The 21,047-nt window shown below is 73.4% G+C and carries 18 protein-coding genes and 1 pseudogene; 10 read left to right on the top strand and 9 right to left on the bottom strand.

Annotated elements, in window-relative coordinates; translation table 11 throughout:
• Window positions 1-29: 29 nt before the first annotated feature.
• A complete protein-coding gene (locus QE359_RS13710) occupies window positions 30-1,184 on the bottom strand; it encodes an acyl-CoA dehydrogenase family protein (RefSeq protein WP_309779615.1) in 1,155 nt (384 codons plus the stop codon).
• Between the two features lie 23 nt (window positions 1,185-1,207).
• Here QE359_RS13710 and QE359_RS13715 point away from each other — a divergent pair, with 23 nt between their 5' ends.
• The gene (locus QE359_RS13715; protein WP_261647319.1) at window positions 1,208-2,002 is read left to right on the top strand and encodes an SGNH/GDSL hydrolase family protein; all 795 of its coding nucleotides are present in this window, start codon (window positions 1,208-1,210) and stop codon (window positions 2,000-2,002) included.
• A gap of 7 nt (window positions 2,003-2,009) precedes the next feature.
• On the opposite strand, the gene QE359_RS13720 is transcribed toward QE359_RS13715, so the two are convergent.
• On the bottom strand, window positions 2,010-3,377 hold the full coding sequence (locus QE359_RS13720) for a serine hydrolase (protein ID WP_309779616.1): 1,368 nt from the start codon (window positions 3,375-3,377) through the stop codon (window positions 2,010-2,012).
• A 167-nt stretch (window positions 3,378-3,544) separates the two neighbouring features.
• Between QE359_RS13720 and QE359_RS13725 the strand changes: the two genes are divergently transcribed.
• Window positions 3,545-4,867, top strand: coding sequence for a hypothetical protein (locus QE359_RS13725; RefSeq protein WP_309779617.1), 1,323 nt, complete (start codon window positions 3,545-3,547; stop codon window positions 4,865-4,867).
• 4 nt (window positions 4,868-4,871) lie between these two features.
• On the opposite strand, the gene QE359_RS13730 is transcribed toward QE359_RS13725, so the two are convergent.
• From QE359_RS13730 to QE359_RS13745, 4 genes are read right to left on the bottom strand one after another with little or no spacing between them, the layout of a single operon-like run.
• A complete protein-coding gene (locus QE359_RS13730; protein ID WP_309779618.1) occupies window positions 4,872-5,540 on the bottom strand; it encodes a GNAT family protein in 669 nt (222 codons plus the stop codon).
• Between the two features lie 2 nt (window positions 5,541-5,542).
• A complete protein-coding gene (locus QE359_RS13735) occupies window positions 5,543-6,775 on the bottom strand; it encodes a D-alanyl-D-alanine carboxypeptidase (RefSeq protein WP_309779619.1) in 1,233 nt (410 codons plus the stop codon).
• Between the two features lie 48 nt (window positions 6,776-6,823).
• Entirely contained in the window at window positions 6,824-7,429 is a 606-nt protein-coding gene (locus QE359_RS13740; protein WP_071301545.1) for a DUF1097 domain-containing protein, read from the bottom strand.
• The gene (locus QE359_RS13745; protein ID WP_309779620.1) at window positions 7,422-8,711 is read right to left on the bottom strand and encodes an amidohydrolase family protein; all 1,290 of its coding nucleotides are present in this window, start codon (window positions 8,709-8,711) and stop codon (window positions 7,422-7,424) included. The genes QE359_RS13740 and QE359_RS13745 overlap by 8 nt, the downstream gene beginning before the upstream one ends.
• A 148-nt stretch (window positions 8,712-8,859) precedes the next feature.
• Here QE359_RS13745 and QE359_RS13750 point away from each other — a divergent pair, with 148 nt between their 5' ends.
• The 3 genes from QE359_RS13750 to QE359_RS13760 are packed head-to-tail and all read left to right on the top strand — an operon-like array spanning window position 8,860 to window position 12,196.
• Window positions 8,860-9,552, top strand: a complete 693-nt coding sequence (locus QE359_RS13750) for a FadR/GntR family transcriptional regulator (RefSeq protein ID WP_071301543.1) — start codon at window positions 8,860-8,862, stop codon at window positions 9,550-9,552.
• Window positions 9,549-10,643 (top strand): acetamidase/formamidase family protein, encoded by a 1,095-nt coding sequence (locus tag QE359_RS13755; protein ID WP_309779621.1) that lies wholly within the window; start codon window positions 9,549-9,551, stop codon window positions 10,641-10,643. Before QE359_RS13750 ends, QE359_RS13755 begins: the two co-directional genes overlap by 4 nt.
• The gene (locus QE359_RS13760) at window positions 10,640-12,196 is read left to right on the top strand and encodes an AtzH-like domain-containing protein (RefSeq protein ID WP_309779622.1); all 1,557 of its coding nucleotides are present in this window, start codon (window positions 10,640-10,642) and stop codon (window positions 12,194-12,196) included. The genes QE359_RS13755 and QE359_RS13760 overlap by 4 nt, the downstream gene beginning before the upstream one ends.
• Before the next feature lie 41 nt (window positions 12,197-12,237).
• On the opposite strand, the pseudogene QE359_RS13765 reads toward QE359_RS13760, so the two are convergent.
• Window positions 12,238-13,066, bottom strand: a pseudogene (locus QE359_RS13765) (TrmH family RNA methyltransferase).
• A gap of 108 nt (window positions 13,067-13,174) precedes the next feature.
• On the opposite strand from QE359_RS13765, the gene QE359_RS13770 reads away from it, so the two are divergent.
• From QE359_RS13770 to QE359_RS13780, 3 genes are all read left to right on the top strand, one after another.
• A complete protein-coding gene (locus QE359_RS13770; RefSeq protein WP_071296376.1) occupies window positions 13,175-14,029 on the top strand; it encodes an NAD-dependent protein deacetylase in 855 nt (284 codons plus the stop codon).
• 55 nt (window positions 14,030-14,084) lie between these two features.
• On the top strand, window positions 14,085-14,723 hold the full coding sequence (locus tag QE359_RS13775) for a histidine phosphatase family protein (protein WP_309779623.1): 639 nt from the start codon (window positions 14,085-14,087) through the stop codon (window positions 14,721-14,723).
• A 99-nt stretch (window positions 14,724-14,822) separates the two neighbouring features.
• On the top strand, window positions 14,823-15,572 hold the full coding sequence (locus tag QE359_RS13780; RefSeq protein WP_309779624.1) for a hypothetical protein: 750 nt from the start codon (window positions 14,823-14,825) through the stop codon (window positions 15,570-15,572).
• Between the two features lie 51 nt (window positions 15,573-15,623).
• Here QE359_RS13780 and QE359_RS13785 read toward each other — a convergent pair whose 3' ends face one another.
• Both QE359_RS13785 and QE359_RS13790 read right to left on the bottom strand, forming a co-directional pair.
• On the bottom strand, window positions 15,624-16,706 hold the full coding sequence (locus QE359_RS13785; RefSeq protein WP_309780435.1) for a glycosyltransferase family 1 protein: 1,083 nt from the start codon (window positions 16,704-16,706) through the stop codon (window positions 15,624-15,626).
• 5 nt (window positions 16,707-16,711) lie between these two features.
• On the bottom strand, window positions 16,712-17,743 hold the full coding sequence (locus QE359_RS13790) for an alpha/beta hydrolase (RefSeq protein WP_309779625.1): 1,032 nt from the start codon (window positions 17,741-17,743) through the stop codon (window positions 16,712-16,714).
• Between the two features lie 155 nt (window positions 17,744-17,898).
• Between QE359_RS13790 and treS the strand changes: the two genes are divergently transcribed.
• On the top strand, window positions 17,899-19,614 hold the full coding sequence (gene treS, locus QE359_RS13795; protein ID WP_070419606.1) for a maltose alpha-D-glucosyltransferase: 1,716 nt from the start codon (window positions 17,899-17,901) through the stop codon (window positions 19,612-19,614).
• A 159-nt stretch (window positions 19,615-19,773) separates the two neighbouring features.
• Complete coding sequence (locus tag QE359_RS13800) at window positions 19,774-20,520, top strand: 3'-5' exonuclease (RefSeq protein ID WP_175473596.1); 747 nt, start codon at window positions 19,774-19,776, stop codon at window positions 20,518-20,520.
• Window positions 20,521-21,047 lie beyond the last annotated feature (527 nt).

Genomic DNA, 21,047 nt, shown 5'->3' on the forward strand with positions numbered 1-21,047 from the left:
CGACATCGCCCCGACCAGGGTGTCGCGCGTCAGCCGAGCGGCCCCAGCACCGACGCCGCGATCGTCCGCGCCGCCGAGTCCCGCGACGACGGGTGGTACTGGCCCGCCCGGACGTCCCGGGCCAGGCGCGCGAGCTCGCCACCGGCCCGGTAGGCACCACCGCCCACGACCCGCATCGCCTCGTCCACGACGTGCTGCGCCGCGTCGACCGCCCGGGCCTTCGTCCCGACGAGCAGCGGGAACCACCGCGGTCCGAGGTCGTCGAGCTCGTCGACCGACCGGGCGAGCGAGGTCACCTGCAGCTCGATCGCGTCGACCGTCCCGCGCAGGTCCGCGATCGCCCGGCGCACGTCCGGGTCCGCGGACCGCGGTGTCCCGTCGAGTGCCGTGCGCGACCGCACCGCCGACACCGCGAGTGCCACCGCACGCGCGGCGATCCCGACGTACACCGACGCCACCAGCAGCTCGAACGCCGCGAAGACGCCGAACACGAGCGGGTCCTGGTTCGGCCCGACCGGCAGGGTCCGCACGATCCGGTCGGCCGGCACGTGCACGCCGTGCAGCTTCGTCGTGCGACTCTGCGTCGCCCGCATCCCGAGGGTGTCCCAGTCGTCGAGGTGCTCGACGTCGCCGTCGGACCGCAGCACGAAACCGTGCACGAGCTGCGGCTCCGGTCCGGACCCGTCCTTGCCGAACACGCTCAGCACGTCCCACGCTGGGGCCAGCGAGGTGAAGACCTTCGTCCCCGTGAAGCGGTAGCCGCCGTCGCCGTCCGGCTCCGCCGTCGTCAGCGAGTCGAAGAGGACGGCGTCGTTGCCAGGCTCGCTCACACCGAACGCGAGCAGGTGGTCGTCCGCCGCGTGGTCGGTGACGGCCTGGAGGAACGACCCACCCCGCGCAGTGACGGCGCGCGCCGCCTGCACCCAGACCTGGTGCATCCCGAGTCCCAGCGCCGTCGCCGGTGCGGCCTCCGCGAGCCGCCGCTGCACCGCGGTCGTCGCGGCGAGCCCGAGTCCGGCACCGCCGCGTTCGACGGGCACCCCGAGCCGCAGGTAGCCGGCCGCCCGGAGTTCGTCGAGGTCCTCGGTGCAGAACGCGTTCGCGGCGTCGTAGCCGGGGGCGCGGGCGGCGATCCGCTCCAGCAGCTCGTCGCCCAGCACCGCCGCGGGGTTGGCCTTCGTCATGCCACGAGACTATGGTCCGAGGCGTGTCAGATCGTCATCCGTGGTCCAGGTACGTCGCGATCGGTGACTCGTTCACCGAGGGGATCGGCGACCCCGACCCCACCGTCCCCGGCGGGAACCGTGGCTGGGCGGACCGGGTGGCCGAGGTCCTGGCGAACCAGTCCGAGGACTTCGCCTACGCCAACCTGGCGATCCGCGGGCGGCTCCTGCAGCAGATCATCGACGAGCAGGTCGAACCGGCACTCGCCCTCCGTCCCGACCTCGTCACGGTGTCGGCCGGTGGCAACGACATCATCCGGCCGGGCTCCGACCCCGACGAGCTCGCCGAGCGAGTGGACGCGATGGTGTCCCGGCTGCGGAGCGACGGCGCGACCGTGGTGCTCTTCACCGGTCCGGACGTCGGCATGACCCCGGTGCTCGGGATGGTCCGCGGCAAGACGGCGATCTACAACGAGAACCTGCACGCCATCGCGCTGAAGCACGGCGCCCTCGTCGCGAACATGTGGGCACTCCGGGTCCTCCGCGACCCGAGGATGTGGGCTCCGGACCGGCTGCACCACTCCCCGATGGGCCACGCGACCGTCGCCGCCGCGGTGCTGGACGCGCTCGGCGTCGAGCACGGGCTCGAACCGTTCAACCCCGAGCCGCTCGAGGCCCGTCCGTGGCGGGAGGCCCGCGCCGAGGACCTCGGCTGGGCGCGCGAGTACCTCGTGCCGTGGGTGGTCCGGCGGATCAAGCACACGTCCTCGGGCGACGGCGTGACCCCGAAGCGACCCGAGCTGCAGGACGTCGTCGAGCACAAGTCCGACACCCCGTAGCGCTCGATCAGTCGGCGGGGCGGCGCAGCGTCAGCGGACCGTCGTGCAGCGGCTCGGTCACCCACGACGCGGTGGCGGTCCCGGCCGCGAGGTCGATGCGAACGTGCGCGAGGTGCGGCGTCTCCACGAACCGGACGTCGACGAGCACGGTGCCGTCCGGTGCGACCGCACCGCTCGCGGCGAGGGGGCCGTCGACCGCCCACTCCCCCTCGCCGACCGGCACCGAGAGCGTCCCGCCGTCGACCTCGAGGTCCGCGCGCCACCGGTCGCCGTCGCGCGTGAAGCCGATCCGGTCGATGTCGTCACCGCGGAACGGACCGGCACCGAGGTCGGGGAGGCGACCGCCCTGCACCGGGGGCAGTCCCAGGGAGGCGAGCCGCGCCTCCAGGTCCGCATCCGCGGACGCGTCGAGTTCCGCAGCGTCGACGGCGGGCAGGAGGTGCTGCCAGGCTGCGTCGAGGGCGGCCTGCATGTCGAGGCTCTGGCCGGTGAGCGCGAGGACGACGTCCTGCTCCGGCAGGACGACGCAGAACTGGCCGTAGGCGCCGTCGCCGCGGAAGCCGTGGCGGGCCATCCAGAACTGGAAGCCGTAGCCCTGCGACCAGTCCGGGTTGCCCTCGTCGGGGTTCGCCACCTGCGTGCTCGTGGCGGCGGCGACCCAGTCCTCGTCGAGGATCCGCTCGCCCGCCCACACGCCGCGCTGCAGGTACAGCTGGCCGAGCGCGGCGATCGCCGAGGTGGGGGCGTAGCACCCGCTGAACCCGAGCTCGGCGCCGGTTTCGTCCCGGCGCCACGCCAGGTCGTCGATGCCGAGCGGGTCGAGCAGCCGCGGGCGCAGGTAGTCGACCAGGGTGCCGCCGCTGACCCGCCGGACGACGGCGGCGAGCGTGTAGGTGCACGGCTGGTTGTACGCGAAGACGGTGCCGGGCTCCTCGTCGGGCGGCGTGAGCAGGAACCCGCGGACGAGGTTCTCCGGGTCGGCGGAGCGGGCGCGGTCGAGGGCTTCCTCGCGGTGGCCGCTCGCCATCGCGAGCAGGTGCCGGACGCGGATGCGGCGGCTGCGTTCGTCGGTGATCTCGGCCTCGAGCTCCGGGAAGTACGAGAGGGCGGTGGCGTCGAGGTCGATGAGCCCCTCGCGGACGGCGATCCCGACGGCGGCGGCGGTGAAGCTCTTGCTGAGGGAGTAGAGCAGGTGGACGCGGTCCTCGGCGTAGGGCTGCCACCAGCCCTGGGCCGCCACCTGACCGTGCCGGAGCAGCACGATGCTGTGCGGTTCGACGTCGGGCGTCGACTCGAGGGCGTCGAGGAACCGGGCGAGGCCACGGGCGTCGATGCCGAGGGCGGACGGGGTGGACCGGGGGAACGTCGTCGTCACCCGTCCGACACTACGTCGCCGGGGGTCGTCGCGCGCAGCCGGTCGGTCCGTGTCCTCGTCGGTCTGTCTGAGAGTCACGGCATCTGCGTCACGGGTGCCGTCCACCGGCGCACGCCAGGATCGATCGGCAGCACAGCACGGACGGCACGACGGCACGAGGGGGTCCGATGACGACGGCGGACCACCCGCGGAGACGACGGACCACGGCGGTCTGGGCGCTCCTCGTCGCCGTCGCCACCGGCCTGCTCGCGTGGGTCCGCATCGGGAGCCCGGCCCGCGGCGTCGCCTGGGCGGAGGACTCCGGGCGCTTCCTCACCGACCGGCTCGCCCTCGGCCCGGTCCGCTCGGTGTGGCACCCGTACGACGGCTACCTGCACGTCCTGCCCCGGCTGGTGGTCGACGCCGCCGTCGCGCTCGGGCGGATCGACCTGTACGCGCTGTCCGTCTCGGCGATGTCGTGCGCGGTCCTCGGCGCGGTGTGCGGCACCGTCTTCGTCCTGGCGCGCGGCGTGGTGCGAGCCTGGCCACTCCGGGTGCTCCTCGCGGCCGTCCCCGCCCTCGTCCCGCTGGCGCCCGTCGAGATCGCCGGGACCGCGGCGAACCTGCACTGGTACCTGCTGTTCGCGGCGCCGTGGCTGCTCGCGCACCGTCCGCGGAGCTGGTGGTCGTCCGCGTGGACCGCCGTCGCCGTGGCGGTGGTGACGACGAGCGAGATCCAGGCCGCCGTGTTCCTGCCGCTCCTGCTGCTTGGTCGTCGGCAGCGTCGGGTCATCCCCGTCGCAGCAGTCGCGGTGCTCGGTGTCGCGGCACAGGTCACGGCAGCGCTGACGCACCCGCGTTCCGCCACGCACCGGGGTGGCATCACCTCGTTCCGGGACATGACCGCCGGGTTCGTCGCCCAGGTCGTCGGCGGCAGCGGGAACGCCGACGTGCGTGCGGTCGGGGCGTCCGTCTCCGCCCACGGCTGGTGGGTCGTCACCGTGCCGGCCGTGCTCCTCGTGGTCGCGGTCGTGGCCGCCCTCGTCCTGGCGGACTGGCGGACCCGGTGGATGCTCCTCGCCGTGAGCGTCGGCGCCGGCGTCGTCTGGTACGCGGCGCTCATCGTGAACCGGACGCCCGGCACGACGTGGTCCTCGTTCACCCCGGCGGCGTGGGCGGGCACGGCGCCCCTGCGGTACGCGGCCGCGTCGTCGATGTTCCTGACCGCGGCGGTCGTCCTCGCCGCCGACGTGTTCCTCGCCCGCGCACGGTGGTCGTGGCGGGCAGCGGGCGGGGTGCTCGTCGTCGCGTCGGTCGTCGCGTTCGTGGCCGGTGCCGGGGCGGTGCCGCTCCGGGAGCACGGGCCGCAGTGGTCCGCCGAGATCGAGCACCGAGCGTCGTACTGCGCGGCGCACCCGGGCGACAGCGTCCGGGTCGGCGCGATGCCCAGGATCGCGGGGTGGGACGCCACTGTGCCGTGTGCGATGGTCGAGCGCGCCGTCGGCCGGTGAGGGCTCAGGAGCCCCGGCGCGCGTCGGCCGGGTCGCGGGGCGGCGGGCTGGCCGGGTCGCGGGGCAGTGGCACGGTATCGGGGGTCGGGTCGGTCGCCAGGCGGGCGTGGGTCTCGACGTCGAAGCGGTCGTCGCCGTAGCGGAGCTTCTCGCGTTCCACTCCCTCGGCGCGGAACCCCGCCCTGGTCGCGACCGCGCACGACGCCGGGTTGTTCGTGCGGTGCCCGAGTTCGAGGCGGTGCAGGCCGAGGGCGAAGGCGTCCTCGGCGGCGGCGAGTGCGCGGGTCGCCAGGCCCCGTCCGCGGGCCTCCGGTGTGAGCCAGTACGAGACCCAGGCGGTGCCGTGGGTGTGCTCGATGGCCGTCACCCCGACGCAGCCGACCACCCGGGCCCCGGCGTCGCCCGACCTGGCGCCGCCTGACCCGGCGCCGTCCGACCCGGCGCCGTCCGACCCGGCGCCGTCCGACCCGGCGCGCCCCTCAGCGACGTCCGCGACGATCGCCCAGTACCGGGCGTGCCCGTCGAACCGGTACGTCGCCCCGATGAAGGCCTCCGCCGCCGCGACGTCGTCGAAGCGCACACCGCCGAACTGGCGCGCGAGCTCCGGGTCCGCCGACGCCGCCAGCAGCACCGGCGCGTCGGACGGCCGCCACGGCCGCACGGAGGCCGGCACCGTCACGCGCCCTGGAACGGGTTCGTCCACCGCCACCAGACGCCCGGGTCGTCGATCGGCCGCTCGAGCACGAGCGGCACCGTCACCGGGTCGTGGTCCGTGATGGTGAACCGCACCGTGCCGACGCGCTCCCCCTTCGTGCCGAGGGTGATCTGCTCGAGCTTCGTCCTCGCGGACACCTTCGTCCGGCCCCACACGAGCACCTCGGCCGCGGACCGCGACACCGCGTCCGCCTCGTCCTGCCACGGCGTCGAGAACGTGCCGAAGGTCTGCCCGGCGTGGGCGAGCGTGACGACCTGGAAGTTGTCGGCGACCGACCGGAGCAGCCGCTGGACGTCGACGTCGAGCGAGTCGTGGTCGACGCCGCCGAGCATCGCGCCGACGACCGTGACGTCCTTGCCACCGCGCTCGTACGTCGCCGCGAAGAGCAGGCAGGCGCCGGCCTCGTCGAGCGTGCCGGTCTTGATGCCCTCGACACCGTCGAGTCCGAGGAGCTTGTTCGAGTTCTCGATCGCGCCGGCGCCGGGCACCGTGACCTGTTTCGTGCCGACGACCTCCTTCACCACCGGGTTCGCGAGGGCGAGCTGCCCGAGTTCGACGAGGTCGGTGGCCGTCGAGGTGTTGTGCGCGTCGAGGCCGGTCGGCTCCTCGATCGTGGTGTGGTCGAGTCCGTGCTCGTCGAGCCACTCGTCCGCTGCCTGGCGGTAGGCGTCCATCGACCCGAAGGCCCAGAGCGCCAGCGACCCGGCGTAGTTGTTGGCCGACTTCATGAGCATGACCTGGAGCGTCTGGTACTCCGAGAGCTGGAGGCCGGCGGGCATCGGCGCGACCTCGCCGTTCACCGCGAGGTACTTCGCGTAGAGCGCCTGCATCCCGGGGCTGAAGGTGATCGTCGGGCCGGACTCCCCCGGCTGCAGCGGCTTCTCGTCGAGCACGACGAGCGCCGTGACGACCTTCGAGATGCTCGCGATCGACCGGGGCTTCGTGTCGCCGCTCGTGCGCAGGCTCTCGGGGAAGTCGGTGGCCTCGACCGCGGTGGCGCCGTAGCCGGGGAACGTCAGGTCCGGCACCGACGACGTGGGCGCGGAGTACGTGGTGGTCGAGGCGCTCGCCGGGGCGAACGGCACGACCGCTGCGGCCACGAGGTAGCCGACCGCCAGCAGGAGCACGGCGACGGCCGAGATGGTCACCGGCCTCCGGACGGCGGAACGGGGGCGGCGGACGACTCGTGACACGGGAACCGAGCGTACCGGGGGCGGGTACCCCGTGGCTGCGAGGACGCGCTAGGCGCGCGTCGGTGCAGGGTCGGACTGGAGGCGCGGCTCGCCCCCGACGGCAGCCGTCGCGTCCGACGGGACGCCGGCCCCACCGCCGTCGGGTCCCGTCGGGCGCGCGAAGGTCCACCTCCGCGACAGGTACGCGAAGACGGGGCCGGCGGCGTTCATCACCACGACGGACACCCACGCTGCCCACACGTTGCCCGGTGCGAAGCCGAAGCCGCCGAAGTACGTCGCGAAGAAGGACGCGAACCCGAGGAACATCCCGGGGACCAGCGCGAACGCACGGACCCGGCCGGTGCACATCAGCGCGGTGTTGCACACGAGGATCACGACGCCGAGCACGACGTTCCGGGCGAACTGCCCGTCGCCGAGGAGCGTGCCGATCCGCTGGTCGACGAGCACGATGACGAGGGCGAACGTCGACCCCACCGGCATCGTCGCCCAGAGCCGGGTGGCGTTCCGGAGCGTGGGCTTCGGCCCGAGCAGGAACATCCCCGCCCAGCTGATGAAGATCGCCCAGGTGGGCAGGTTCAGCGCCGTGCCCCCGATGAACGCGGTGGCGCCGGCCAGGACGGAGGCGACGATCTCGTGCGGGATCCGTTCACGCATTGCTGAGCTCCTTCGATCGGGTGGTGCCGGTGGTGAGGACGGTGGTGCGGGTGGTCTCGGCGACGACGCGGCCGCGCTTCACGACGAGGGCGCGGTCCGGGCGGTCGAGCAGCACACCCGCCGGGTCGGTGGTCGAGAGGAGCACGAGGTCAGCGTCGGCTCCGGGACGGATGCCGTAGGTCTCGGCGATCCCGACGACCCGTGCAGCCGAGGTCGTCGCCATGTCGAGGACGCGAGCGAGGTCCTCCGGCCCGGACAGGTGCCCGACCTGCGCGAGCAGCAGCCCGATGTCGAGCAAGTCGGCGTTGCCGAACGGGGTGAAGGCGTTCCGCACGTTGTTCGACGAGTACGCGCTCGTGACGCCCGCGGCCCAGAGGTCGCGGACCGGGACGACACCGCGGCGGACGTCGTGGTCGTCGGCGCGACCGCCGAGGTGCAGGTCGGTCGCCGGCAGCGGGACGACCGCGACCCCCGCCTCGGCGAGCCGCGCGAACAGGTCGGCCCGCTCGGTCGAGGGCAGGCTCGCGGACGAGGTCACGTGCCCGAGCGCGACCCGGCCCTGCATCCCGCGGCGGACGACGGCGTCGGCGATGACCCGCGCGAGGGCGAACCGCGGGTCGCTCGTGTCGTCGGCGAAGTCGGCGTGCAGGTCCGCCGGCACGTCGAACTCCTCGGCGAGGTCGAGGACGGTCTCGACGTGCTCGTGGCACTCGGCGAGGGACCGCTCGTTGTACGTGCAGCCGCCGATCACGTCCGCGCCGGCACCGAGCGCCTCGCGCAGGAGTGCGAGGGTCCCCGGCGCCTTCGCGATGCCCTCCTGCGGGAACGCGACGATCTGCAGGTCGAGGGCGTCGCGGTACTCGTCGCGGAGCCCCAGCAGGACCTCGACGCCGGTCAACCCGACGATCGGGTCGACGTCGGGGTGTGCGCGGACCAGCGTCGTGCCGTTCGTGATCGCCTGGTCGAGCAGGGTGCGCGCGCGGTCCCGGACCGAGCCGTGCGTGAACCCGCGCTTGAGCTCCCCGGTGACGGCGATCGCCCCGGCGAGCGTCCCGTCCGGGTTCGGACGTTCCCGGTCGAGCAGGGCCTTGTCGACGTGCAGGTGCGACTCGACGAACCCGGGCACGACCACGCGGCCGGCGCAGTCGACGACCCGGGTGGCCGGGTCGCCGGGGACGGTGCCGACGGCTGCGGTGACCGCGGTGATCGTGCCGTGTTCGACGACGACGTCGACGAGGCCGGGCTCGTCGACCAGGCGGGCGTTGCGGAGGACCAGGTCCACGACGGACCCCTCTTCTTCATCGGTGGTCGGTTGACGCCACCCACCATTCGCCCGTCGTGTTTCCGGCTCCGTCGCAGCGTGTGACGGGCGTGTAAAAGTTGGTCGTACCAATGAGCCAAGCAGACCAATGGACCCTAGGCTCCTGCCCATGCAACGAGGACGCACCCTGAGCGCCGCCACCGCCGCGCACCTCGCGCGCCTGGTGCTGGAGGACCTCGCGCCGGGCGACAAGCTGCCACCGGAACGGACCCTGGCCGAGGACCTCGCCGTGTCGCGCACGACCGTCCGCGAGGCCATGCAGGAACTCGAACGCCGACGCCTCGTGTCCCGGACGCCCGGTCGCGGGACGGTCGTGCTCCCCCGGTCCGAGGAGGCCACCGCGCTCCTCGAACGCCAGACCGGTGTCGGGCACGCCGAGGACCTCGCGCACCGGGCCGAGAACGTCGCCGAGTTCCGGGCCGTCGTCGAGCCCCAGGTCGCCGCGCTCGCCGCAGCCCGTGCCGGCGAGGCCGACCTGCTCGCGCTCGAACGGATCCTGCAGGCCACGCACGCCGGCCTCAGCCCCGAGGAGTCCCTCGCGCAGGACGTCGCGTTCCACGTGCAGGTCGCCCGGGCCTCCGGCAACCCGCTCCTGGTCTCCCTGTGCGAGCTCAGCAGCGGCTGGGTGCAGGACGTCCGCGCCCGGTCCCACAGCACGAGCGAGGGCCGCCGGTCGTCGTTCGTGTGGCACGAGCAGATCCTCGACTGCATCCGCCGACACGACGAGGCGGCCGCCCGCACGGCGATGACCGACCACCTCGCCGACGTCGCCCACCTCGTCGAACGGAAGGCCGACCGATGACGACCCCCGCGATCCCGACCCTCCAGCCCGGAACGGGACCGGTCCGCGCCGACCGCTACCTGCCGGTCGATCCGGACACCGTCCTCTGGGGGCGGCTGCCGAACGCCGACGACCGCCCGGCGATCACCGTCGTGCCGGGCGAGTCGGTGACGATCGACACCGTCAGCCACGAGGGGATCCTCCCCGACCAGGGCAGTGACCCACGTGCCTTCTTCGCCACGCACGGCGTCGCGCCGGAGCACGTGCTCGACGACGCCGTCGCGATCGCCCGGACCGGACGCCGCGACCCCGACGCGGACGGACCGCACGTCGTGTCCGGGCCCGTCGGCATCGCGGGCGCGCGACCGGGGGACGTCCTCACCATGACCGTCGTCGAGACGCTCCCCCGCGTGCACTACGGCGTCGTGTCGAACCGCCACGGCCGGGGCGCGCTGCACGGCGAGTACCCCGTCGACGGCACCACCGTGAGCGTCTTCGCCGACGTCGTCGACTCCCCCGCCGGACTCCGCGGCCGCATCCCCCTGACGGCCGCCCGCGAACGGTTCGCCCGGTTCCCGCTCGCCCCGTTCCTCGGGATCATGGGCGTCGCCACCCCCGGGGAGCGCCGGCACTCGGTCCCCCCGGGCCGCCACGGCGGGAACATCGACGTGAACCTCCTGCAGGCGGGCACGCAGCTGCACCTGCCCGTCCTCGTACCCGGTGCGCTCGCGTACGTCGGCGACCCGCACTTCGCGCAGGGCGACGGCGAGGTGGCGCTCACCGCGATGGAGGCCTCCCTCCGCGCGACGGTCCGGTTCGACCTGACACCGGCCGACGAGGCCGCGAGCCGGTTCGGCGACCTCGTGTGGCCGGTCGCCGAGACCCAGGAGTACCTCGTCCCCACCGGGATGGACCCCGACCTCGACGAGGCCGTCCGGGAGTGCGTCCGGCACGCCGTCGCGATCCTCGGTGCGCGCTGGGGCATGGAGCCGCACCTGGCGTACGCCTACCTCTCCGCCGCGACGGACTTCGACATCTCGCAGGTGGTCGACCTCGTCACCGGTGTCCACGCCCGCATCCGCAAGGCCGACTTCGAGGAGCCCGCCCGATGACCACGCACCCCGACGCCCCCGAGGGTCTCCTCGAGGCACTCGACGCGTACGAGGCCGCCCTGCTGACGAACGACCTCGACGCCCTCGACGACGCGTTCGTCGACGCACCCGGCACGATGCGCGGCGACGACCGCGGGCTGCTCGTCGGCCACGACGCGATCAGCGCCTTCCGCGGAGCACGCGGCGGGGTCGCGACCAGGACGTTGACGCGGGTCGAGGTCCGGCCCCTCGCCGAGGACCTCGCCCTCGTCGTGTCGGTGTCCCGGTTCGCCGCCGGCGGCCACGGCCTCCAGACCCAGCTGTGGCGCCGCACGACCGCACACGACGACACCGGCCCCGTCGCGTGCTGGCGCATCGAGGCGGCACACGTGACCGGCCGCCCCCGCGCCTTCGACCCGACCGTCTGGCGGGCCGTCGGCGACCCGCTCGTCGCACCCAGCGCCTCCGGGCCGCTCGACGGGCGCACCGTCGCGGTCAAGGACCTCTACGCCGTGCCCGGCCAACCCGTCGGTGCCGGCAACCCCACCTTCCTGCGCGAGGCGCCCGTCGAGACGGCCGCGGCACCGGCGGTCGCGGCGCTCCTCGCCGCCGGTGCCGCGATCCGCGGGATCGCACGCACCGACGAGTTCGCGTACAACCTCACCGGACGGAACGAGCACCACGGCACACCGCCGAACGCCGCGGACCCGACGCGGCTGCCAGGAGGCTCGTCCAGCGGCTCCGCGTCGGCCGTCGGTCTCGGCACGGCCGACATCGGGATCGGCACGGACACCGCCGGGTCCGTCCGGGTCCCCGCCTCGTACCAGGGGCTCTGGGGCCTCCGGACGACCCACGGCACGGTCCCCCGCGACGGTCTGCTCCCCCTCGCACCGTCCTTCGACACCGTGGGGTGGCTCACCCGCGACGCCGAGACGCTCCTCGCCGCGCTCGACGCCACCGTGCCCGACCCCGGGACGGCCCCGGCACCGACACCCCTCGTCGTCCCGGAGGAACTCCTCGCCCTGGTCGACCCCGACACCGCCGCGGCGTTCTCCGCGTTCACCCGGTCCCTCGACGACGAACCCGACCGGGTCCGGCTCGCAGACCTCGGCGTCCCCGCACCCGACGAGCTCCGCGAACTGCTCCGCCTGGTGCAGGCCGCCGAGGCCGTCGCCGCCCACGGAGCCTGGATCGCCGGACACCCCGGCGCGCTGAGCGCCGTCGTCGGGGACCGGTTCGCAGCAGCCGCGGCGAACGACCCCGCCGCCACCGCCGACGCGGTCCAGCGCCTCGACGTCGTCCGGCACGCCATCCGCCGGGCGCTGATCGGCCGGACCCTCGTGTTCCCGACCGTGCCGGGCCCCGCACCGCTCGTGTCCGCCGACGCCGCCGCACTCGAGCGCACCAGGACCGCGACCACGGGGATGACGAGCCTCGCGAGCGTGGGCGGCCTCCCCGCGGTGAGCGCCCCCGCCCTCACCGTCGACGACGCCCCGGTCGGCGTGTGCCTGGTCGGCGCGGTCGGCACCGACCGCGACTTGGTGCGCCGCGCACGGGACCTGACGACCCGCTGAGGCGCGCCGGACGACGGAGGCGACCCGCGCCTCCCGGCCCCTCAGGCCCGCGCGGAAGCGAGCCGCTGCGCGTGTGTGACCGCCCAGAGCCCGACGGCGCTCGCCGCGGCGACGTTCAACGAGTCGACGCCGTGCGCCATCGGGATGCGCACGGTGGGTGTCGGCGGACGCGATCGCCGCCGGCGTGAGGCCCTGTCCCTCGGTGCCCATCACGAGCGCCACGCGGTCCGGGACGTCCGCGACGAACGCGTCGAGGTCCACGGAGCGGTCCGTCAGGGCCATCGCGGCGAGGTGGAAGCCCTGCGCCCGGAGTTCCTCGCCGGCGGCCGGCCAGTCGCCGATGCGGGTCCACGGCACCTGCAGCACCGTGCCCATGCTGACGCGGACGCTGCGCCGGTAGAGCGGGTCGGCGCAGCGGGGGCTGACCAGGACGGCGTCGGCCCCGAGGCCGGCGACGCTCCGGAACACGGCGCCGACGTTGGTGTGGTCGACGATGTCCTCGAGCACCACCACGACCTTGGCGTCGCGCACCACGTCCGCGACGCTCGGCAGCTCCGGGCGGTGCATCGCGGCGATGGCGCCGCGGTGCATCCGGAAGCCGGTGAGGTCCTCGAGCAGGTCGTCGGGGCCGACGAACACGGGGCCGTCGTGGTCCGCGACGACCGGGAGCACGCTGTCGAGCCACTTCTCCTGGACCAGCACGCTCCGCGGGACGTGCCCGGCGCGGACCGCCCGCTCGATGACCGTGTTCGACTCGGCGATGTACAGGCCGCCCTCCGGCTCGGACACGCGCCGCAGGGCGACGTCGGTGAGCCGGGCGAAGTCGTCGAGGCGGGGGTCGTCGAGGGAGTCGATGCGGACGGCGTGCACGGGGCTCGTTTCGGGGTCGGTGTGGGGGCCGGTGGCGGCGGGGCACGGCCTGGCGTCGTCCACGGGAAGTGACCGGGGCGGTCGGCTGTTGAGGGTACCGTGAACACGATGGCGACGAGCGAACCGACCAGCCCCGCGAGCGCGACCGCGTCCGGGCACGCCCTCGACCGCGCCGTCGAGCTCCTCGCCGGCAAGCGCATCGCCGTGCTCTCCGGCGCCGGGCTGAGCACGGACTCCGGCATCCCCGACTACCGGGGCGCCGGCCGCGTCGTCCGGAAGCCGATGACCTTCCAGGAGTTCCGCGCCGACCCCGCCAAGCGGCAGCGCTACTGGGCCGGTTCGCACCTCGGCTGGCGCACCTTCGCCTCGGCCCGTCCGAACGCCGGGCACCAGGCCCTCGCGGCACTCGAACGCGACGGCATCGTCACGGGGGTCGTCACGCAGAACGTCGACGGACTGCACCTCCGCTCCGGATCCCGTCGGGTCGTCGAGATCCACGGGTCGATGGACCGTGCCGTCTGCCTCACCTGCGGGCAGGTGTTCTCTCGCGCCGACCTCGCGACCGTGCTCGACCGGGACAACCCGTGGATCGACGAGCCCGGGTCGGTCCAGCTCCAACCCGACGGCGACGTCGAGATCACCGACGTCGAGCGCTTCCGGGTGCCGGACTGCTCGGTGTGCGGCGGGGTGCTGAAGCCCGACGTGGTGTTCTTCGGCGAGTTCGTCCCCGCCGAGAAGTTCCGCGAGGCCGTCTCCATCGTCGCCGAGGCCGACGCGCTCCTGGTCGTCGGCTCGTCCCTCACCGTGAACTCCGGCGTCCGGCTCGTCGACCACGCCGCACGACGCAAGCACCCCGTGGTCATCGTGAACCGCGGCACGACCCGCAGCGACCCCCGGGCAGCGGTCAAGATCGACGCCGGCACGACCGAGACGCTCGAAGCCCTGGCGGCACGGCTGCGATGAGGTGCCGCGCCGCGTCCGGGACGAGGCGCCGCGCCGCGTCTGGGATGATCGTGCCGTGACGACGCTCCTGTACCTGGTCCGGCACGGCGAGACCGACTGGAACGCCGAACGGCGCATCCAGGGCTCGACGGACATCCCCCTGAACGACACCGGACGCCGACAGGCCCGCTCCACCGCGACCCTGCTCGACCGCCGGCGGTTCGACGCCGTCGTCGCGTCGCCGCTGTCCCGGGCGTTCGAGACCGGCTCGATCATCGCGGACCACCTCGGTCTCCCAGCGCCCACCACGTACGCAGGGCTGGCCGAACGCTCCTACGGCGAAGCCGAGGGCCTGACCGACGACGAGGTCCGCGAGCGCTACCCGCACGACGACATCCCCGGCCGCGAGTCCCGCAGCGCGCTGCTCGACCGCGTCACCGAGACACTCGCCGAGATCGCCGTCCGGTACGACGCCGGCAGCGTCGTCGTCGCGACCCACGGCGCCGTGATCCGCAGCATCGTCAACGCCGCCGCCCCCGGCACCGCCGACCGGCACAGCACCCCGATCCGGAACGGGTCCGTGCACTCGTTCCGGTGGGACCCCGAGCGCTTCCACGCCGAGCTCGTGCGGTTCGACGACCCTATCGACGGGGTCTCGGACGGGCCCGGCCGGTACGCCTTCGAGTACCAGAACCCGCTCGAGCGCCGCGGGTAGCCGCCGCAGGGAGCCGCCGGGGCGAGCCGCCGCGCGCTGTCGGTGGTGTCGTACTAGGCTCCGATGCACTCGCAGACCCGAGCGTGTGAGGGGGCTGACATGACCGTCGACGGACCCGGTGGTGGGGGCGCTCGGCCCGGCTGGCCGCATTCGCCCGATCCGGACGACCTCGATCGTGCCTTCGGCCCGGGCACGGCATCCGTCCCGGTGCGGACCCCGCGGCAGCGTGTCCGACGCAGCGCCCTGGTCGGTGTGGGCGTGATCATCGCGGCCGGTGTGCTCGCCGTCGTGCTCGTCACCATCATCGGCAGCGTGCAGAACGGCGTCGGCGGGGTGTTCCCCCGCCCCGATGCCGCGCTCGACCGGTTCGGCAGCGCCGCGCGGGACCTCGACGGCGTCGAGGGCGTGCGCGACGCGGAACCGAAGAAGACCTCGTTCGCGAGCTACGACGTCGAGTCGACCGTCACGGTGTCGCCGACGCTCTCCGACGAGGAGCGGACCGCGGTCGTCGACGACCTGCGCGCCGCAGCCAAGGCGGCGAGCGGCAACGGCGTCCGGGTGTTCGCCGTGGCGGACCTCGGTGCGCTCGAGATCGGGGTCTCTCCGGACGAGCGGACCACGGAACAGCGTCTGACGCTCGCCCGGCAGCTCGACGCGATCGGCGGTGTCTCGGGCGTGCGGTGCTCCTGGAGCGACGGCGGCCCGTCGGACGAACCGGCCGACCAGGCGATCACGGTCGAGACGATCGGGCGCGGGGCTGCGCTCGACGCCGTGGTGGCGAAGGCGACGCAGGAGGCGCAGGCGGTGTTCCCGGGGGCCACGGTGTCGGCGGAGCGGCCGTCGTCCTGAGGCGGGTCGGTGCGCGCGACCGGTAGCCGACGCCTGCTGGCTCGGGCCTCCCTACTGCCCGGGGGTGGCCCCGCGGGCCGCGACCGCCTGCTCCACCGCGCGGACGACCTGCTCCGCCGATGTCTCCCACCGGAACCGCCCGGCCTGCACGACCGATGCCCGCGAGGCCTCGTCCCACCGTGCCTCGAGCCGGCGCACCGCAGCCGCGAGGGCCGACGGCGACGACGGGTCGAAGTACTCCGCGACGTCCCCGCCGATCTCGCGGAAGATCGGGATGTCACTGACGACCACCGGCGTGCCGACGCCCATCGCCTCGACGAGCGGGATGCCGAAGCCCTCGTCGTACGACGCCGTCGCGAGGGCCGTCGCCGACCGCAGCACCGACAGGTACTCGTCGTCGGAGGCGCCGTCGTGGAACACGATCGACCCTGCCGGCGCGAGCCGTTCGAGCCGCGCACGATCGGCGGCGGACACCCGGGACATGCAGTGCAGCACCCAGTCCGCGCCGAGCAGCGGCATCGCGGCGGCCAGGGTCTCGACGTTCTTGTACGGCATGAACGAGCCCATGTACACGAGGGACTTCTCGCGCGGACCGCCCTCGGGCCGAGGGGTCGCGGGGTCGGCGGCGTTGTACGCGACGGTGACGGGGCGCTTCGTCAGCCGGTGCTCGGCGATGAGGCCGGCGGTCGTCTCGGACACCGTCACGACCCCGTCGGCGCCGTTCAGGAGCAGGCGCTGCGGCACCCAGCTGAGGTGGAAGGCACGCCAGCCGAGGCGGAGGGGCCACGAGAACTCCCGCGGGGGCGTCCGGTTCCGGTAGTAGATCAGGTCGTGGAGGGTCAGCACGAGGGCGTACTGCCGACCGCGGGACCCCATGGTCTGCATGGGCGAGAAGACGGCGTCGAGCCCGAGGCGGTTGACCTTCCGCGCGACGAGGGGCTCCCCCGGCTCGGTCGGCGCGGGCAGGAGTTCCCACGGCAGGTCGGACGGCAGCGACTCGAGCTGCCGCTCGTCGTGCACGAGCAGGGTGTAGTCGTGTCGCTCGGGCAGGTGGGCGACGACGCCGGCCGTGAACCGGCTGATGCCGTCGTGGCGGCCGATGCGGACGTAGCGGCAGTCGATCCCGATGCGCAGGCGGGTCACGACGCGGCACCGTCGGCCGGCGGGGTCGGCGGCGCCTTCGGCTTCGGCGTCGCCTGCGGGTTCGGCGTCGTCTTCGGCTTCGGTGTCTCCTTCGGGGCACGCCTGGACCCCTGCTGCGCTCCCTTGCGGCCCCGCTTCGGGGCGTCCGCCATCCGTCGGAGCACCGCGGACGCAGCGGCGCCGGGCGTCTCGTAGTGCACGAGGTGCCCGACGTGCGGCACGACGACGAGCTCGGCGTCCGCGAGGCGTGCGGCCAGGGCACGCTGCTCGGGCACCGCCGTGATGTCGTCGCGCTCGGCCGCGATCATCAGCACCGGCACGGTGATGCGATCGGCGTACTCGGCGACGTCGTGCGTGACCGAGGTGCGGAACGCCTCGAGCACGCTCGTACGGTTCGCGAACGCCGAGAAGTACCGGTCGTGCTGGTCGTGCACCCAGCGCCGGAGGTCACGGTCGTGCGACTTGAGCATCGCCAGGCTCATCACGCGCACGATCGCCGGGTTGCGGAGCAGTCCGAGCCCGAGCGGCTTCGGCAGCACGGCGCCGGCACGGTAGTACGCGATCGCGATCGCCGTGCCGACCGCACGCGGACCCTGCAGCGCCGGGGCGGCGATCGGGTTCACGAGCACGAGCAACCGCGTCGCGAGGCCGGCCGCGACCGTGGCGGCCACGACGATCGACCCGAACGAGTGCCCGAGCACCACGGTGTCCGCACCGAGACCGAGCGCCGCGTGGAAGCCGCGCAGCCACGCGACGTAGGAGTCGATGTCGGACACCGGCAGCGGATCGGAGATGCCGAAGCCGGGCAGGTCCGGCACGATCACCCGGACCCCGTCGAGGTGCGCGGCGATCGTCTCGAGGCCGTGGTGGTCGCCACGGAACCCGTGCACGGCGAGGACCGTCCGGGTGGCGTCGGACGGGCCGTACTCCCAGAAGTGGGTGGTGCGGCCGTCGACCTGCACGGAGCGGTGGACGACCGGGGTGGCGGCCATCAGCGACTGGTACGGGGAGAGCACGGGCGGTTGCATCCCCGTCAGTCTACGAACGCGCGCCGGTGCGCCGACGTCACCCACGCTGGAGGGTGGACGACTCGCAGCCGCGACGTGCCTGTGGAGGACGACCCGCGCCTCCAGGCCGTGCATTCTCCGGACAACTCCATGCACCGCGGCCTAGCGTGTCCATGGTGACGTTCACCGCCCCGATCCAGCTCCCCGGCCTGACACTGGACCCGCAGTGGTACAAGCGCTCGGTCTTCTACGAGTGCATGATCCGCTCGTTCGTCGACTCGAACGGCGACGGCATCGGGGACATCCAGGGCGTGATCGGCAAGCTCGACTACCTGCAGTGGCTCGGGGTCGACGCGCTCTGGCTGCCGCCGTTCTTCCAGTCGCCGATGCGCGACGGGGGGTACGACATCGCCGACTACAAGGCGATCCTCCCCGAGTTCGGCACCCTCGACGACTTCCGCGAACTCGTCACCAAGTCGCACGAACGCAACATGCGCATCGTCATCGACATGGTGATCAACCACACCAGCGACCAGCACGAGTGGTTCCAGCAGTCCCGCGAGGACCCGGACGGCCCCTACGGCGACTTCTACGTCTGGCGCGACACGGACACCGACTACGAGAACATCCGCATCATCTTCGTGGACACCGAGGAGTCGAACTGGACCTTCGACCCGGTCCGCCGCCAGTTCTTCTTCCACCGGTTCTTCTCGCACCAGCCGGACCTCAACTTCGAGAACCCGGCCGTCGTCGAGGCCGTGTACGACGTCGTGCGGCACTGGCTCGACCTCGGCGTGGACGGGCTCCGGCTCGACGCGATCCCCTACCTGTTCGAGTCGGAGGACGGCAACGGCGAGGGCGAACCCGAGACGCACGAGTTCATCAAGAAGCTCCGCGCGATGGTGGACGACGAGTACCCCGGGCGTGTCCTGCTCGCCGAGGCGAACCAGTGGCCGCGCGAGACCGCCGCGTTCTTCGGCACCGACGAGGAGCCCGAGTGCCACATGGCGTTCGACTTCCCGGTGATGCCGCGCATCTTCTACTCGCTCCGCGCGCAGCACGCTGCCGAGCTCAAGGCGATCCTGTCCGAGACGCTCGACGTGCCGGCCTCCGCTGCGTGGGGTGTCTTCCTCCGCAACCACGACGAGCTCACGCTGGAGATGGTCAGCGAGGAGTACCGGCAGGCCATGTACGGCTGGTACGGCTACGACCCGCGGATGCGCTCGAACATCGGCATCCGCCGACGCCTCGCTCCCCTGCTCGACAACTCGCGCGCCGAGCTCGAGCTCATCCACGCCCTGCTGTTCTCGCTCCCGGGGTCGCCGTTCCTCTACTACGGCGACGAGATCGGGATGGGCGACAACATCTGGCTGCCGGACCGCGACTCCTCGCGCACGCCGATGCAGTGGACGCCGGACCGCAACGCCGGCTTCTCCACCGCGGACCCGGGCAAGCTGTACCTGCCCGTCGTCCAGTCCCTCGTGTACAACTACGCGCAGGTCAACGTCGAGGCGCAGCTCGCCCAGTCCCGGTCGCTGCTGCACTGGGTCCGCAACGTGATCCACGTGCGGAAGGCGCACCCCGTGTTCGGGCTCGGGACGTTGGACGTGCAGGACACCTCGAACGACTCCGTGCTCGCGTTCGTCCGGTCGTGGGAGGGCTCCGGCTCCGGCCACCAGTTCGGCCCCTCCGCCGAGGACGTCCTCTGCGTCTTCTCCTTCGCCACCAACCCGACGTCGGTCACCATCTCGGCGCCGGAGTACGCCGGGAGGCCGTTGTACGACCTCTTCGGCGGCGGCTCGTTCCCGTCGTTCGACGCGGAGGGCCAGGTCACGCTGACGATGGGGACGCAGTCGTTCTACTGGCTGCACGTGGGTGCGCCGGTCGGGTAGCGGCGTCCTGGAGGCGCGGCTCGACACCGGTGGGCGGGTCGCGTCCCCCGTCCGGTCGCGTCGCGCCCGGTGGGCGGGTCGCGTCCCCCGTCCGGTCCCGTCGCGCCCGGTGGGCGGGTCGCGTCTCGGCGTGTCGGTGCGTCCGGTTAGCCTGACCGCGTGACGTTCCCCACAGCGCAGCTCGACTCACCCGCTCCGGCCCAGGACCTCTCGGGTCGGCCCTGGTGGCACGCACTCGGCGTGTTCGACCTCGAGACCACCGGCGTCGACGTCGAGACCGCCCGGATCGTCACCGCCCACGTCGGCCTGATCGACATGACCGGTCGCTCCATCGTCGAGGGCGCCTGGCTCGCCGACCCCGGTGTGGAGATCCCCGAGGGCGCCGCCGCCGTCCACGGCATCACAACCGAGCGCGCTCGCGCCGACGGCCGCCCCGCCGCCGAGGTCGTCGCCGAGATCATCGCCGCGGTCGAGGCCGTCTTCGCCCGGGGCATCCCGCTCGTCATCTACAACGCCCCGTACGACCTCACCGTCCTCGACCGCGAGGCCAAGCGCCACGGCATCGCCTCCCCGGTCATCGGGAACGTCGTCGACCCGCTCGTGATCGACAAGGCGCTCGACACCTACCGCAAGGGCAAGCGCACGCTCGAGGCCGCGTCGGAGCTCTACGGCGTCACCCTCTCCGATGCGCACGACGCCGGAGCCGACGCCATCGCGGCCGGGCGTGTCGCGCAGGCCATCGCGGCGAAGTACCCCGAGGAGCTCGGCGTCTCCGCCGAGGAGCTCCACCGCAAGCAGGTCGGCTGGTGCGCCGAGCAGGCGTCCTCGTTCCAGGACTACATGCGGAAGAAGCGCGACCCGGCCTTCACCGCCGACGGCCGCTGGCCCCACCGCAACGCCGGCTGAGGTGACGCCGGCCTGGCGTCGAACTACGCCCGTCGCCTGCCTTCGAACCACGAATCCGACACCGAACCACGCCGCTCGCCTGGTTCCACGTCGGATCCCTGGTTCGACGCGCGCACCGGTCGGCCCGCCCGCGCCCCGCACCGACGCCCGTGCCGCTCGCAGGGCGTCCCACTCCGCTCCCGCACAACCAAAGTCCGTCCGAGCCGCGCCATCGCACGGCGCGAACGCACTTGCGTTGTGCGCCGGCAATCCGCACCGCCCGACCCTCCGGCCGCACCAGCGCTACGTCGGCCGCACCGCCCGGAGCACACCGCACAGCCCCACCGCCCGCGCCCACCTCGGCCGAGCGCGACGTCGAACCACGCTTCCGACGTCGAACCACGCCGCTCGCCTGGTTCGACGTCGGTTCCGTGGTTCGAACCGTCGCCGCGGCCACGCCCGCACCGCCCGGCGGCAACGCGCACCGCCCACCCAACGTGCCACGCCCCGGCCGCACCGGCCGCCCAACGTGCAGCACCGCCCGGCCG

The organism is Curtobacterium sp. SORGH_AS_0776 (assembly GCF_031453355.1).
In the GTDB taxonomy this organism is placed as follows: Bacteria; Actinomycetota; Actinomycetes; order Actinomycetales; family Microbacteriaceae; genus Curtobacterium.